The organism is Aquimarina aquimarini, assembly GCF_900299535.1.
Classification (GTDB): domain Bacteria; phylum Bacteroidota; class Bacteroidia; order Flavobacteriales; family Flavobacteriaceae; genus Aquimarina; species Aquimarina aquimarini.
In genome coordinates this window covers 23,185-38,125 of sequence record NZ_OMKE01000061.1, presented here as the reverse complement: position 1 = coordinate 38,125, position 14,941 = coordinate 23,185, and the positions used below count along the sequence as shown (strand labels likewise).

11 protein-coding genes are annotated in these 14,941 nt (G+C 31.6%); 5 read left to right on the top strand and 6 right to left on the bottom strand.

The features are described from left to right. Positions 1-222: 222 nt before the first annotated feature. A complete protein-coding gene (locus tag DG508_RS20645; RefSeq protein ID WP_108870297.1) occupies positions 223-2,898 on the bottom strand; it encodes a TonB-dependent receptor in 2,676 nt (891 codons plus the stop codon). Between the two features lie 338 nt (positions 2,899-3,236). Then, entirely contained in the window at positions 3,237-3,572 is a 336-nt protein-coding gene (locus DG508_RS20640; RefSeq protein WP_108870295.1) for a winged helix-turn-helix transcriptional regulator, read from the bottom strand. A 108-nt stretch (positions 3,573-3,680) separates the two neighbouring features. Here DG508_RS20640 and DG508_RS20635 point away from each other — a divergent pair, with 108 nt between their 5' ends. The 5 genes from DG508_RS20635 to DG508_RS20615 all read left to right on the top strand — a co-directional run bounded on the left by DG508_RS20635 (position 3,681) and on the right by DG508_RS20615 (position 7,936). Next, positions 3,681-4,355 carry an NAD(P)H-dependent oxidoreductase gene (locus DG508_RS20635; RefSeq protein WP_108870348.1) on the top strand — a complete coding sequence of 225 codons (675 nt, stop codon included), beginning with the start codon at positions 3,681-3,683 and terminating at the stop codon, positions 4,353-4,355. Positions 4,356-4,878: 523 nt separating this feature from the next. Beyond that, entirely contained in the window at positions 4,879-5,352 is a 474-nt protein-coding gene (locus DG508_RS20630; RefSeq protein WP_108870293.1) for a TspO/MBR family protein, read from the top strand. A 9-nt stretch (positions 5,353-5,361) separates the two neighbouring features. Further along, positions 5,362-6,018, top strand: a complete 657-nt coding sequence (locus tag DG508_RS20625) for a TetR family transcriptional regulator C-terminal domain-containing protein (RefSeq protein ID WP_108870291.1) — start codon at positions 5,362-5,364, stop codon at positions 6,016-6,018. Continuing rightward, positions 6,015-7,325 (top strand): ABC1 kinase family protein, encoded by a 1,311-nt coding sequence (locus DG508_RS20620; RefSeq protein WP_108870289.1) that lies wholly within the window; start codon positions 6,015-6,017, stop codon positions 7,323-7,325. The genes DG508_RS20625 and DG508_RS20620 overlap by 4 nt, the downstream gene beginning before the upstream one ends. Further along, a complete protein-coding gene (locus tag DG508_RS20615; protein WP_108870287.1) occupies positions 7,325-7,936 on the top strand; it encodes a flavin reductase family protein in 612 nt (203 codons plus the stop codon). Before DG508_RS20620 ends, DG508_RS20615 begins: the two co-directional genes overlap by 1 nt. A gap of 76 nt (positions 7,937-8,012) precedes the next feature. On the opposite strand, the gene DG508_RS20610 is transcribed toward DG508_RS20615, so the two are convergent. The 4 genes from DG508_RS20610 to DG508_RS20595 form a co-directional block, all read right to left on the bottom strand. After that, the gene (locus tag DG508_RS20610; RefSeq protein ID WP_108870284.1) at positions 8,013-8,894 is read right to left on the bottom strand and encodes a sugar phosphate nucleotidyltransferase; all 882 of its coding nucleotides are present in this window, start codon (positions 8,892-8,894) and stop codon (positions 8,013-8,015) included. 28 nt (positions 8,895-8,922) lie between these two features. Beyond that, a complete protein-coding gene (locus DG508_RS20605; RefSeq protein WP_108870282.1) occupies positions 8,923-10,020 on the bottom strand; it encodes a mevalonate kinase family protein in 1,098 nt (365 codons plus the stop codon). Positions 10,021-10,247: 227 nt separating this feature from the next. Continuing rightward, the gene (locus DG508_RS20600; RefSeq protein WP_108870280.1) at positions 10,248-11,600 is read right to left on the bottom strand and encodes a DUF3472 domain-containing protein; all 1,353 of its coding nucleotides are present in this window, start codon (positions 11,598-11,600) and stop codon (positions 10,248-10,250) included. 6 nt (positions 11,601-11,606) lie between these two features. Then, complete coding sequence (locus DG508_RS20595; RefSeq protein WP_108870279.1) at positions 11,607-14,930, bottom strand: VCBS repeat-containing protein; 3,324 nt, start codon at positions 14,928-14,930, stop codon at positions 11,607-11,609. Positions 14,931-14,941 lie beyond the last annotated feature (11 nt).

Here is a 14,941-nt window from a genome sequence, read left to right as displayed (position 1 = left end):
TGGTGTTATATAAACTCTTTAGAATAAAAAAGTTTCTTTTTGAAAAAACTCGTAATTTCTAATAAGAGTACCTTCTTATCATGAAGATAAAATATAGGTTGTTTAAAACAGAGAAATCCAGTAAATACCTCTTGGAACTTCATCTCCAAGAGGTATTTACTTTGATTATTGTTTGTTGTGCATAAACAAAAGGATTTCTTAGTACCAATAAAGGTGTTTGTATTAAAATTTATATCGCAAGTTCACACCATATGATGATGGTCTTCCTACTGCATAACGATATCTTCCAAAAGGAATAGCCGCTAATGAGGTAATATCACCAAAATTAGCTATTTCGTTTGTCAGATTTTTACCAAATATGGAGATATCAAATTTTGGAGAGGAATACCCTATTCTTGCATTTAAAATACTAAAAGCATCAAATACAAATTGTGGCTCGGTTTCTGGAGAAAATGTATTTACTCGCTCTCCTGTATGTTGAAAATCTAGTCTATAGAACATAGATTTATTAGTCTTTATCTCGTGTGAGTATTGAATGTTTGCACTGGCAGTGATATCTGGTACATTAAGCACTTTGTCTCCTTTTTCTGAAGCAGTAAGAATACTCCCTTCTTCTACTTCGGCTTTTACATACCCTACAGCTCCACCTATTTGTAAATTCCTAGTTACTTTTCCTTTTACTTCCAGATCAAAACCAGTAATAGTAGCTTTACCAATATTATCTACAAAAATAAACCCTGCGGGTAGAAATACTCGTTGTTGTAAGTCGTTCCATACGGTATGAAATATGGATGCATTTGCTATCAATCTATTTTGAAGAAATGTATTTTTACTTCCTATTTCATACGTCCATAAAAAATCTGACTCAAAAGTTCTGGGGGCTTCTTCTAATCCTAAAGCATTTAAGTCTGCTTCGGCAAAAATTACTGGTACAATACCATTTGCCCCCCCAAGACGATACCCTCTGGTAGCACTACCATAGAGTAAGCTTTTATCACTAATTGTATACGTTAAATTAAATTTAGGAGTAAACCCATCATCTGTGATCTCTTCATCAGTTGGGATCCCACCTCCTGCTGCGACAAAACCTCCTAATGTTTGTTTAAGATCTTGTTTATATGAGAAGTATCGTAATCCAAATGTTGCTTTTAATTTGGGGGTAATATCCCAGTAGGCCTCACCAAATAAAGCAAATTCATTGGTTTTAAAATCGGTGTCCTGAGAGAACCATATAAAGTTTTCTGCAGCAATAACATCTTGTAAATCGGGTAAACCGATATTACCAAAAAAATTTGATAAAGCCCCTAAATATGCATTTCTAGGTTGTACTCCATTAAATTTAGAGCTTTCTGAACTAAAGAATAATCCAGCTGTAAAATTGAACTTCTTGTTTTCATTATTCAAAGAATATCTTAACTCTTCGACAACTTTGGTTAATTCTCCTGTTCGTTCCATAAACTCAGGGTAGAAATACGCTTCAGACAGGTCGGCAAAATCTCCATTTTCATCAAAAGGTGTTAGTTCTGTACTTGAGCTACCAGAGTTTTCACGTTCTGTCACATCCTCCATATCAAATTGATTTACCTCACTAAAGGAGAAATTATTTGTTAGTTGACCATATTCTCCCAGAGAGAACTGTGTTAACAAGCTACTATGCAATAGCTCTAATTCATATTTCTCATCAATACCAGCAATTCTATATTGATCAAAGTTATCTGGCTTAAAATCTGCAAAATCAAATCCATCACCTTCAGTTTTTTGATAAATGAATTTAGGTATAATTTTTATGTTTTCATTTGGATAGATACCAAGAGCAGCATTGACCCCATAACTGGTTTCATCATCTACATTTTCTTTTACTGTTTCCCCGTCTTTCCACCCATGAGTATCACTTACATCACTATCTTGCAACACTATAGGTATGGGTGCGCCAGAAAAAGGAATACGATCACCACTACCATCTGGATTATCCCATACAGCACCTGGATTAGCACCTGTTCCGTCACCGGTATTTAAAGGAAAACCATTAAAATGAGTTTGTCTTTTTCTATCAAATACTCCTGTTTCAAAAGCATAAAAAGTACCGAGTCGTAATGCTAATTTTTCTTTCGCAATAGGAATATTAAGTACTCCTTGAAAGCTATAATCTGCATCACCTTCTTTGACCGTAGCTCCTGATACATCAATAACTCCTGAAGTTTTATATGCATTGGGTTGATTAGTGACCACTTTTACTGCTCCTCCCATGGTATTTGAACCATATAATGTTCCTTGTGGTCCTCTCAATACTTCTATTCGATCGGTATCAAATAATCTGGGGTCAGCAAATTCAGGAAGAGGTGTTTCATCCAAATAAAAAGCGGTAGTGTTGGTTCCCGAAATTCCTCGTATTGCTATATTTCTTCCTGATGATCTACCATCACCAAAACCTGCTCCTCCACCTCCAGAGGCACTCACACTAAGATTAGGAATACTAGGAAAATAATCTTCTGCTTTTACAGAACCTGTTCTTGCTAACTCTTTCGCCCCTACAGCTGTAATACTCAAAGGAACATCTTGTGATCGTTGGGTTGTTTTGTTTGCAGTAACGACAATGTCTTCTAATTGAAAAGCATCTTCTTCTAATGCTACATTAACTGTAGTCATGTCGTTAGTTACACTTATTTCTTTTGTTTTAAATCCCAAAAAGCTAATAATCAACCTTGGGTTATTACTAGTTGACTCAATAGTAAAATTACCATTAAAATCAGAAGTTGTTCCAGTAGTAGTTCCCGCTATGATTACAGATGCTCCTGGGATTAAATTCCCCGAAATATCAGATACCTGACCAGTAATCGTTTTTTGTGACAATACAGTACTTGCCCATAGTAAGACAAGCATAAGTAATACTTTTTTCATAATGACAAATTATTTTCTTTTTTCTTAACAAAATATCATTTATAAATAGCATAAATTATCTTACACATAAATAATAAGTTAAAAAAGTGAGTTAATCAAAACCAAACTTAGATAACTTTATCGCTGAGGTGTTACACAAAAATGAATGTTTAATTTAAGTTTTGTGTTAAGGTGTAAGAATTAAAAATAGTAATTGTAACTCATGATATAGACCCCTATACCATTAATTACCTTATAATTCTTATACTTCTATATCTATCTTTTTTATGTACACCTAACCTAATATTGATAGATGATCAGTTATTTTGGGTCAAAAACTGTGTGAAACAATAAAAAAACTACTTGGAATAATTTTCTACTGCAAAAACGCCCCAATTTGCTATTGACTGTATTACAGGGATCAGCGTTCTCCCTAACTCAGTTAGAGAATACTCAACTTTTAATGGTGGTTTAGATCTATATACCTTTCTTTTTATAATTTCGTCTTCTTCCAATTTTTTGAGCTGTAAACTCAAAGTACGCTCTGTAACATTAGGCATTTTTTTTCTTAGTTCGTTATATCGCAAGGTACCATCAATTAGATAGAATAAAATTACTGTCTTCCACTTTCCTCCTATCACTCCCATTGTTAAACTTGTACAACAGGGATATTCTTTTCCTTTAAATTTATTCATACATCCTATTTAAAAATTAAACTATCCTTTTTGACCGTTATTGCAGGGACAAATTACTATAATTATTTTTACAACTATAATAAGTATAGTATAAAAAATAAAATAAAAATGGATATACCAAATTTCTCTAAAAAAGACATTCTCAGCGCTTTTCAATTTAGACATGCTACAAAAGAGTTTAATCCTAATAAAAAATTATCTGATGATGATATCAATTTTATTCTACAGACTGCAAATTTATCTCCTAGTTCATTTGGGTTTGAGCCTTGGCATTTTATAGTTGTTCAAGATCCTGAATTGCGTGAATTATTAAAACCTGTAGCTTGGGGAGCTCCTTTAAAACTAGATACAGCAAGTCATTTTGTTTTAGGATTAAGTATGAAAACTCCAATGACCAAATGGGATTCTGATTACATTATGCAAATGATGAAAGAGGTAAAGCAATTTCCAGAAGATGTGGTTGAAATGTATTCTAAGTTTTATAGAGAGTTCCAAGAACGTGATTTTGATCTGGATACAGATAAAAAACTATTTGATTGGGCTTCAAAACAAACCTATATAGCACTAGGTAATATGATGACTGCAGCGGCCTTAACAGGAATTGATAGTTGCCCTATAGAAGGATTTCATCAAGCTAAAGCAGAAGCTTTATTACATGACAAATTTGGAGTAGATACAGAAAAGTATGGTTTATCTTATATGGTCGCATTTGGTTATAGAAAGGAAGCTCCACAGCATCCAAAATCAAGAAGAGATTTTAAAGATATCGTTTCTTGGAAGTAATTATTGTTGTTGAAATAAGAAGTCATTATTACATAAACTTTTTCAATTAAACATAGAAAAAGAGGTTTCCTATTCATCATAAATCACTATTTATTTATTCATAAACAACACCATACAATTAACAAAGTTTAATAGTTATTTTATTACAGTTATTAAATCCTTTTAAAGCATTGTTTTTAAAGGGTTTTAATAGCTTATTTTTCTTTCTTGAAGTAAAAAATGTACTCTTTTTTTGATTCTTAAAGCTGATATTGATTTCTATTCATCTTCTCTACACTTGTTAAATAAAATATAATCCTCACAGAACAACTCTTTTTGTTTAATTTTTGTTTATTTTTGTTAAACAAAATATTGTATTTTCTTTTTACAAGCATTTATTATGCTATTTCAAAATTATGAAAGAACCTAAACCATTTGTTCTTTATTAGTTTATAGATTATACAACACAGAGTTGCATATTCTTGATTCACATAGTATAGGTATTCTCTATTCATTTAATTTTTAACATCTTGAAAAAAGTTTTATGTTTAAAAACAAATTAGTTCGATTCTTTATTTTTTTGTTGTGCAACTTTGCTGCTCTGGGACTCGGTATTTTCTTGATGCAAGATGGTCCAAGAACAAATTGGTATCTAGAATTAAATAAAGCACCTTGGACACCTGCAAACTGGGTTTTTGGTACTGCTTGGTCTGCTATTATGGTTTTCTTTTCATTTTATATGACTAAACTTAGTTTTCAATATCAATTTCTAGACAAGAAACTAATCATATTATATACTATTCAATGGATATTAAATGTCGAATGGAACTTTTTGTTCTTTAATAAACATCTTGTAATAACAGCTTTGTTTGCTATTATTTTTCTTTGGTTATTAATTGGTTACTTTACTTTTGAGTACAAAAAAAAGCTTCGTTTATATACTTTATTTATACTTCCTTATTTAGTTTGGATGACTATTGCTACTAGTCTAAATGCATATATTGTTTTTAATAATTAAATCAAATTTATGGCTCGAAAAAAAAATATAACATCAGAAAAGATCATAGAATTATACATGGATGAGGTGTTGACAGATGAAACCTCTTCAACTGTTTATGCTTTTTCTAAAAAACACAATTTTGATGAAAGTGATTTTTACAGCTACTTTAGTAGTTTTGAAACTTTAGATAAAAATATTTTTGCAATCTTTTGTTCAAAAACAATTGAAATGTTATTACAAAATGAAGATTACAAAAATTATGATTCAAAAAGTAAATTATTAAGTTTTTATTATACTTTTTTTGAACTCTTGACCGCTAATAGATCTTTTGCTCATATTAAACTCAAGACTAATAAAAACAAATTAGAATCATTAAAGTTATTATCCAAATTAAGAGGAGAATATACCAATTTTATTCATAAAGAGATTCATACAGACAACATAGATTTTAAGAATAAAACAATTAATAAGATACAAGAACATGGTATCATAGAAAGTTCTTGGTTACATCTATTATTTACTCTACAATTTTGGTTAGAAGATGATTCACCAAATTTTGAAAAAACAGATATTTTTATAGAAAAATCTGTAAAAGCAAGCTTTGATTTAAAGGATATCACTCCTATACAAAGTGTGTTTGATTTTGCTAAATTTTTGTGGAAAGAGAAAATGCCAGCAGTATGAAAAATATAGATAATATTCCCACCTCAAAAATTCAACGTGCATCAAAACTATTAACTACAGGATTAAAAGTCGGGGTTAATTACGCTAAATATTACGGAGAAAAAATTGTAAAAACAGAAGAAGAAGCTAAAGAAAATCTAAACGAAGCAAACGCTACAGATATTTATGATGGATTAAAAACCTTAAAAGGTTCTGCTCTAAAAGTAGCTCAAATGCTAAGTATGGAAAAAAATATTTTACCTAATGCATATGTAGAAAAGTTTTCTTTATCTCAATTTTCTGTTCCTCCATTATCTCCTCCTTTGGTCGTCAAGACATTTAAAAAGTATTTTAAAAAAACTCCTTATGAAGTATTTGAGACTTTTACAGAAAAATCTGTAAATGCTGCAAGTATTGGTCAAGTACATAAAGCTACAAAAAACAAAAAAGAGCTGGCTGTAAAAATTCAATATCCTGGGGTAGCAGAAAGTATTTCTACAGATTTAGCAATGGTAAAACCCATTGCTATGAAAATGTTTAATATCAAAGGAGAGGGCTCTGACGAATATTTCAAAGAGGTAGAAAATAAATTAATTGAGGAAACTAACTACGTTTTAGAACTTGCACAAAGTAAAGAAATGGCAGATAAATGTAGGAGAATACCTAATTTAAAATTCCCAAATTATTACCCTGAGTTGTCTTCAGAAAAGATTTTGACCATGGATTGGATGGATGGTCTTCATCTTTCTGAATTTGTACAGAATAAAAATTCTGTCGATGTTTTAAATAAAATCGGACAAGCATTATGGGATTTTTATATGTATCAAATGCATGTGCTAAAAAAAGTGCATGCTGATCCTCATTCAGGTAATTTCTTAGTATCAAAAAACAACGAGTTGATTGTGATTGACTTTGGGTGTATAAAAAAAGTACCAGACAGTTTCTATATTCCTTATTTTGAATTGGCAAAAAAAGAAAACATTGAAAACCCAGCTTTTTTTGAAAAGAAATTATATGAATTAGAGATTCTAAGAAATGATGACTCCCCAAAAGAAAAAGATTTTTTTAAATCCCTTTTTCATGAAATGTTATCACTTTTCACACAACCTTTTCATCAAGAAGAATTTGATTTTTCGAATGAAGATTTCTTCAATAAAATAGCGACATTAGGTCAAAAATATTCTAAAAGCACAGAGCTTAAAAAAATGAATGGTAATCGTGGTTCCAAACATTTTATTTATATCAACAGAACCTTTTTTGGACTGTATAATCTAATGCATGATTTACAAGCAAAAAATATAAAAATAGATAACTACAAAAACTTATAATGCATTTTACAAGAGCGCATATTGATTCCTTAGAACATTTATACAAAATAAACTTTGTGAATAGTTTGTCTGGTTATAAATCAGCAAACCTAATAGCAACCAAATCCAAAGAAGCAATCAGTAATGTTGCTGTATTTAGTTCTGTCGTGCATTATGGTTCTAATCCGCCAATTTTGGGTTTTGTACTTAGACCTACAACAGTAAAAAGAAATACATATGATAATATAAAACAAACATTATTCTATACAATTAATCATATCACTTCTTCTATTACAGAAGATGCACATCATACATCTGCAAAATACGCCTCAGAAATTTCTGAATTCGACAAAACAGAACTCTCAGAAGAGTATAAAAATGGATTTTATGCGCCTTTTGTAAAGCAAAGTTCAGTACAAATAGCCATGAAGTTTTTAGAAGAATATCATATAAAATCTAATGGAACTATATTGGTATTAGGAGAAATTCTAGATGTGTACATAGATGATCATTTGGTTAAAGAAGACGGTTTCGTTAATCTTACTGATGCAAAAACGATGGCCATTAATGGGTTAGACACTTATGTGCTTCCAACAGAAAAAAAACGATTACCATATCAAAGGCCTAAATAATTTAAGTATATAAGGTTATATCCTTTTAATTATAAAATTATAAAAGCAAGACAATAACTGTCTTGCTTTTTATTGATTATAAACTTCTATTCCAATCTAATTTTGGATAATGCTCACTTAGGTATTTTTTTACAATCACAATATCGTCTTTGGCTGTTAGGTCAGGTACATGCTCAGAAAGAGGTATTCCTATCATATTTTTAGGATGATCTTGTAGCATATTCAATAGAACTGTGGGTAGCTCCTTCTCATCTCTTTGCGGATGGATAGGGCAATTTTTTAAATAAGGATATACGGTAGTGCCATGTAGTTTAAATGCATTCATACTCACTCGCAATTTACCATCTTTATCTTTATACTTATCAGATTCATTGGTTGATGGTTTTTCTATAATATCCAATAAATGGTCTGCTACATCTAATTTTGCAAGTGCAAATCGAGAAATTCTTTCTGTAGGAAACTCCATAGCATCTCTATCATAACTAATCAGAGCATTTGTACTTACTGTGGTTCTTAATGAGTTTAATGCTTCATATGAGTATAAGTTATCACTATTACAAACTGTATAACAATCAGTATTCAATTCTGGATATTGCTCTACTGCTTGAAACAATGCATCTGCTGTTCCCAAAGGTTTAACTCTTCCTTTTGGTATGTATTGAATAGCATAGGATATATTCAATCCATGAAAATCATTATTCTTATTCTTATTACCATAGAACTCTTTAAACAATTCTCCTTGTTCACTTATAACTATGTATATATTTTTATATCCTGCAAGTTTTATGTTGTATAAGAGATAATCCATCAGAGGACGGCCATTTGGTCCTACACCAATGAGCCCTTTGCTTCTTTTGTTTGCTTGTGCTATCTCTTTATCAGTCAATTCTGTTAGCGAGGTTTGTTTTTTCATTCTGGATGAAGCACCACCAGCTAGTATAACAAGGTTTGTATGCATTTTACTTTTTACTTTTTAGGGGTTATTCTTAATATATTTTTGCGCCAGAGTCTACCTCAACCTGATACGCATCTCTAGCACCAGCTTTTATAATTTCATCAATAATCTGTTGTTCTTTGCCTTCTGGAGCAATGGCAACGATACAACCACCTCTACCAGAACCTACAATTTTGGCTCCATAGGCTCCAGCTTTTAAGGCTCCATAAATCATTGCATCTATTTTGGGTAATGAAACGTTCAAAAAATCTCTTAAAACAGTATGATGCTCATTCATTAACATCCCAATTTTTTCTATATCCAAATCATTTTTTTTAAATTCTGACAGGGCATTTTTGGTAATATGATGATTCGCTACTGCTGCATACAATAAAGGTTTCAATTTATCTGGCAAACTTGGCAACAACACCTTTACATCTTCTTTTGCAGCTTTTTTTATATCAAAATTCTTTGCTTTTGTTACTATATTAATAGCTTCTCGAGTATTTTCTTTTAATTCACTCAAGACACCTATGGTTTCTTTTGGAATACCTGACTCTCCTATTATCAATCGTGATAATGGATGATCAAATAATTGGTAAGCACTATTTTTTCCAGTTTCTAGGTACATAATCATACCCAAGCCAATACTGTATTGATCCATCTTGCCTCCAGGGTTTTTATGTTCTAAAACCTCTACTTCATATGCTATCTGTGAGATAAGTTCTGGCGTAACTTTGTGTGATGATCCAAAAGCTTTTAATAAAAATTGAACCCATGACACCAGTACCGCAGAAGAACTAGAAACTCCTGCATTTATAGGTAGATTACCAGAAATAGTAATATCATATCCCGTATCTGGTATACAACCATACCTCTTCAATACTTTGAGGGCTACTAGAATATGATCTCCTTGTTTTATATGACCTACTTGTTGATCAATAGAGATAGTTCTTGTTGAATGAATATCTGGCATTGTAATAATGAACATTTTTGTTTCATTTTCTATTGCCGTTAATTTAATATGCCTATTTATTGCACAAGCAATTACTGGTAGTTCTAAATAATCCTGATGATCTCCAAAAAGACAGATTCTTCCTGGAGCCAATGAAGTTAATTTTCTTTTTTTGTCAACGTTTGTCAAAATCATGTTGTTTTATACTATATAGAGTTTAGTGCAACTAACCGAATAAAAAGCCTCTGAATGTTTATATAACTATCAAAGACTTTAAATTCAGCTAATTCAAAAAAAACAGTATTAAATTTTTATACTCATTAAATTTTATACTTCGTTAAATTTGATTACTACGTCAGAACATTATTTAACTCAAATTACAGTACTCTGACTTAGTGTTTTTATATCTTCTTATTTGGTTTTTATTTTGATTTCACTTTTGGTAATACTGATAAATCTATAGTAGGTATTATACCATTGGGGTTTCGTGAGAATTCTGAGTTTATGGTTGTATTCTCATTAAAGAACCCACAGTTTTTCATAAAAAATGCATTGCCCTCTACACCTCCTTTATAATCCAATCTGGCATTATCTCTAGCAGTGTTATCTGCCGTAAATTTGGCATTGGTAATCTCATGCCATTTACCCGTAGTATCATACACCCATTGATTTGCATAGGTTCCTTTTCTTGAAATATTTCCTGTATGAGGGTTGAAATTTTCTAAAAATGAATGAAACCTTTTTAAGTATGTGGTTGTATGAGGTCTTTTGAAACTGGCTATTAGTTTCCATTCATTTTCTTCTGGAGCATAAAAAAATGCTGTATAATCTGTTGAATCATTGGTTGAGGGTTCTCCTTTCAGTAGAAACTTATAAGTGTTTCCTGCTTTCCAATCAAATACTTTATAACTCTGTCCACCAGAGCCTTCTCCTCCAAAATTACCAGCTGTTACTCCTTCTCCTTTTCCCAAAAGAATTATTTTCTGATCATCAGGAATTGTACTAGGATCATCAGTAACAAAAGGGCTCCATACAGAAAATAATATCCTTCTTTCTGTATCTGAGTTTACCTGCATTCCAAAATACCCTTCACCAAAACCATTAGCCATAAAAAACGATCCTATCACATCCTCCTCTTGTGGTACAGTAATTTCGTTGTAAAAATAGATTATATCTTTACCCTCAGGTAATGTATAGTTGAGATGAACAGAGGGACCTCTTCTACCAAAATAAAAACTAAAATCATTAGGAACAAAGGAAACTCCTTTGGTAGTAGCTGTCCCCCCAATAAGAACTTCATTGATATCACCTATATATCTTCCCGTTTTTTTAAGCCCTTGGATTTCTATAAAATTATATCCCGCGGTAGTGATATTAAATATCCCTATATCTATATTTTGATACTCTGTATTAGTGATAGTCACATCTTTGGTTATATCTCCTACAGTTACACGAATCGTTGCGGGACCTTCTTCTGATTTAATGGTTAGTCCAAGATGTAATTCACCTGTTGATTTTGTATGAAAATAGGTACGAATTACATCATCAAAAGATGTCCAGTCATGAATCCCTGAGTCCTGAACAAGAACCGCATCTTGTTGTGTGTTATTAATAACCCAACTATTACCCCCAGAAGGAATGGCTATCGATAGCTCTAACTTGTTATCATTATCAAAATCTGTATTTTTTTTACCTGAATTACAAGCAGATACACAAATACTCGCTATTAAAAATATATAAACTGATCTTTTGTAATATTTTATTTTTTTAATCATGATGAGTTAATTGTTTACTGTATATAATTGAGGAGTATCATTATTATTGACTACAATGACTACTTTCTTTTTGGGAGCATCTAGTACTACCATATTTCTAACATCTTTATCTGCATAAAATCCTATTTCATTATTCTTTTGAGGTTGGAACATTTTATTTCCTTTTCCTTTTAGATAGATTCCGATACCAGCATCTGATCGGGTTGTTTCGACCTCAGCATGGTAATTATTTCCTGCCATGAGTAAATCTTTAATCTTATCATTATCAAAATCTTCATAAAGAATACTATTAATAGGGCTCATTTGCGCTTCTATAGGAAATGGTTTAAAATCAAAACCATTACTAGTATTTATAAAAATACCTGATCTAAACTCGGTAGCTTGATAATGAATTGCAGCGGTAAATTTTTCTCCTATAATTTGCTGAATATCACTGGTAGCAAAATCACTATATGTTTTTATTCTTTCTTTTAGATATGGTAATTGCTGTGCCGTACAATGTTTGCCTCGTACAGGAACTTGTTTGTCTTTATAATATTTTGCCAATATGATATCTTCTGTTCCGTTATTATCAAAATCATTTGTATAAACATGAAAAGGTTTTTCAACAGACGCTTTATGCTTGTAGTTTACCCCCAGATTTCCTGCTATTATATCCTTATCACCATCCTTATCAATATCAGCTATTACAATCTTATTCCACCAGCCTTTTGCAGAGGCTAACTTATTATATGTTTCTTTTTTTGCAAGCAATCCATTGTTATTAATAAAAACCTCGATCCCCATCCATTCTCCTGTAACGATAAGATCAAGATCATTATCATTATCGATATCACTCCATTCAGCACTAGTAACCATGCCAATCTTTTTTATTTCGGGTGCTAAATCTTCTGTTTTGTCTATAAATCGGTTATTTTCATTAAGTAATATATGGCTTGATGGAGAATACGGATATTTTCCTGGTATGATACGTCCTCCTACAAATAGATCTATATCGCCATCATTATCAAAATCTGAAGCCTTTACTACCGACCCTGAGGTATGCATAATTGGTAGCATTGATTGCGAGCGGCTAAAGGTAAAGTTCCCTTTATTTATATATAGTCTGTCTTGTAACAGTGGAGAATCAGCACCAAACTCATAGCTCCCACTTACTACATATAAATCTTTATCACCGTCATTATCTGCATCAAAAAAACAAGCTCCTACATCTTCATAGATACTGTCTTTGATAAAATCCCGAACAGGCACCGTACTATAACTACCATCTTTTGAAACAATAAATAATTGCGCTGCTTGATTATGCGCCCCTCCTATAAAAAGTTCTTCATAACCATCATTGTTAAGATCAGCTTTTGCTATTGCAGGACCTGTCTGGGATAGTTTCTGGGGTAATAATAATTGTTTGTCAAAATCATTAAAAAAAGTTTCTCTATGTTTAAAATCAAACATCTTTTGAGTAAACATCTTACTCGCTTCTTCCTCTGTATTTTGATCTGATTTTTCTATGCTTTTTGTATAATCAATATGTAGTAATTGATTTGTTTTTACATTGGTCAAAGATTGGGTATGACCATTGGGCCAAATGATTTCTATTTTGGGAATTATAGTTTCTTTTCCTACCCCAAAATGTAATGTGTTTGACATAGAAGAGAGGTACCCTCTGGCATTTATAAGTTGTCTGGTTAGTATTGTACCATTATTCTGATGGATTATTACCCTTGTGCCTACGCCAAATTTATTTCCTTTTGATCCTTTAAAATCTATTTGTAAAAAATTATGCTTCCCAATTTCTCTTGCATTATTTCTTAATATAGTCGCATCTTCATCTAGATTATTGGTTACGATATCTAAATCCCCATCATTATCTAAATCTACATATACGGCTCCGTTTGAAAAGGTTGGCTGTTGATCTGACCAATCTGTTGTTATATTCTCAAATTCAAGGTTCCCTTTATTCTTAAACAAGTAATTCGTTAATTTCTGTTGGGGTAATTTCTGAGTAAATTCATAGAAATCTTTTTCTTTCAGATTATTTTTTTTCTGATCTATTGTCTTGTTAATCTCGATATTCATATCTCGATCAACAACATCTCTATAGATACCATTGGTAACATAAATATCATTTAGACCGTCTAGATCAAAATCGGCAAAAAGTACAGACCAGCTCCAATCTGTTTGAGCAAGCCCAGCCAAATGCGCTATTTCACTAAAAGTGTTATTTCCATTATTAAGTTGCATTACATTATGCATGTATTGATGGTGATGATCTTTTTGAGTCATTTGATTAAATCGATCAATAGACATCATAGACATGGTTGTTTTTGATCGAATATGGTCTTCTGGGCTCATATCCAATACCATCAAATCATTAAACCCATCATTATTGATATCACCAATATCGCTTCCCATGCTGTAATAGGAAATATGCTTAAAAAGTGTATTTCTTTGTTCTGAAAAAGTCCCGTTTTTATTATTGATATACGCAAAATCAGGGCTAATAAAATCATTAGACACATAAATATCTGGCCAACCATCATGATTAAGATCCCCTACCTGAGCATTCAGTCCAAACCCCAGATCAGGTAATATGCCTGCTTGTATAGAAACATCTGTAAAGTTTCCTTTGCCATCGTTATTATACAATCGATCACTGCTTCTGAATGTTTGTGTGTGCTTACTTTTCTGAATCTCTTTTATATCCAGTATTTTACCAGATAAATCAAAATCGGCAGGGGCATTTGCTATATAAACATCTAAATCTCCATCTTTATCATAATCAAAAAATGTTGACGCTATTGATCTATTGGTGTCTGCCAAACCATAGTCTTCTGCTTGTTCTGTAAATGTAAGATCCCCATTATTGATGTATAACATATTTGCTAACTTCTGATCTCCTTGATACCAACCAGCTCTATTGATATATATGTCTAAAAACCCATCATTATTGATATCAACAACAGATACTCCTGTATCAAAACCTGCTCTTTTTTCTATTCCTGTTTTTGGGGTAATATCTTCAAACTTAAAGTTTCCTTTATTTAAAAAAAGTTTATTATGATAGATATTAGAGGTAAAAAAAAGGTCTTTTAACCCATCATTATTAAAATCTGCTGCGGCTACTCCTCCTCCTATATAGATATATAGATATTTATAATAATGTAATTGTTCTGATTCTAATATTTTATTTTGAAAAGTTACTCCTGTTATTTCTGAAGGAACTTTGGTAAATAACTTTTCTGATGAGAGCTTATCTACTGCATTCTCACAAGAACACAAAAAGAATACTAATAAAAGTGTTGTCCAGATTTTGTAGGGGTTAATTAGCATGGTCTTGGTAT

Coding starts and splice junctions, on each gene's coding strand:
- DG508_RS20610 (WP_108870284.1), bottom strand. CDS start 8,894: ATGCATACAAACCTTGTTATACTAGCTGGTGGTGCTTCATCCAGAATG.
- DG508_RS20635 (WP_108870348.1), top strand. CDS start 3,681: ATGGATATACCAAATTTCTCTAAAAAAGACATTCTCAGCGCTTTTCAA.
- DG508_RS20620 (WP_108870289.1), top strand. CDS start 6,015: ATGAAAAATATAGATAATATTCCCACCTCAAAAATTCAACGTGCATCA.
- DG508_RS20615 (WP_108870287.1), top strand. CDS start 7,325: ATGCATTTTACAAGAGCGCATATTGATTCCTTAGAACATTTATACAAA.
- DG508_RS20605 (WP_108870282.1), bottom strand. CDS start 10,020: ATGATTTTGACAAACGTTGACAAAAAAAGAAAATTAACTTCATTGGCT.
- DG508_RS20630 (WP_108870293.1), top strand. CDS start 4,879: ATGTTTAAAAACAAATTAGTTCGATTCTTTATTTTTTTGTTGTGCAAC.
- DG508_RS20625 (WP_108870291.1), top strand. CDS start 5,362: ATGGCTCGAAAAAAAAATATAACATCAGAAAAGATCATAGAATTATAC.
- DG508_RS20645 (WP_108870297.1), bottom strand. CDS start 2,898: ATGAAAAAAGTATTACTTATGCTTGTCTTACTATGGGCAAGTACTGTA.
- DG508_RS20640 (WP_108870295.1), bottom strand. CDS start 3,572: ATGAATAAATTTAAAGGAAAAGAATATCCCTGTTGTACAAGTTTAACA.
- DG508_RS20600 (WP_108870280.1), bottom strand. CDS start 11,600: ATGATTAAAAAAATAAAATATTACAAAAGATCAGTTTATATATTTTTA.
- DG508_RS20595 (WP_108870279.1), bottom strand. CDS start 14,930: ATGCTAATTAACCCCTACAAAATCTGGACAACACTTTTATTAGTATTC.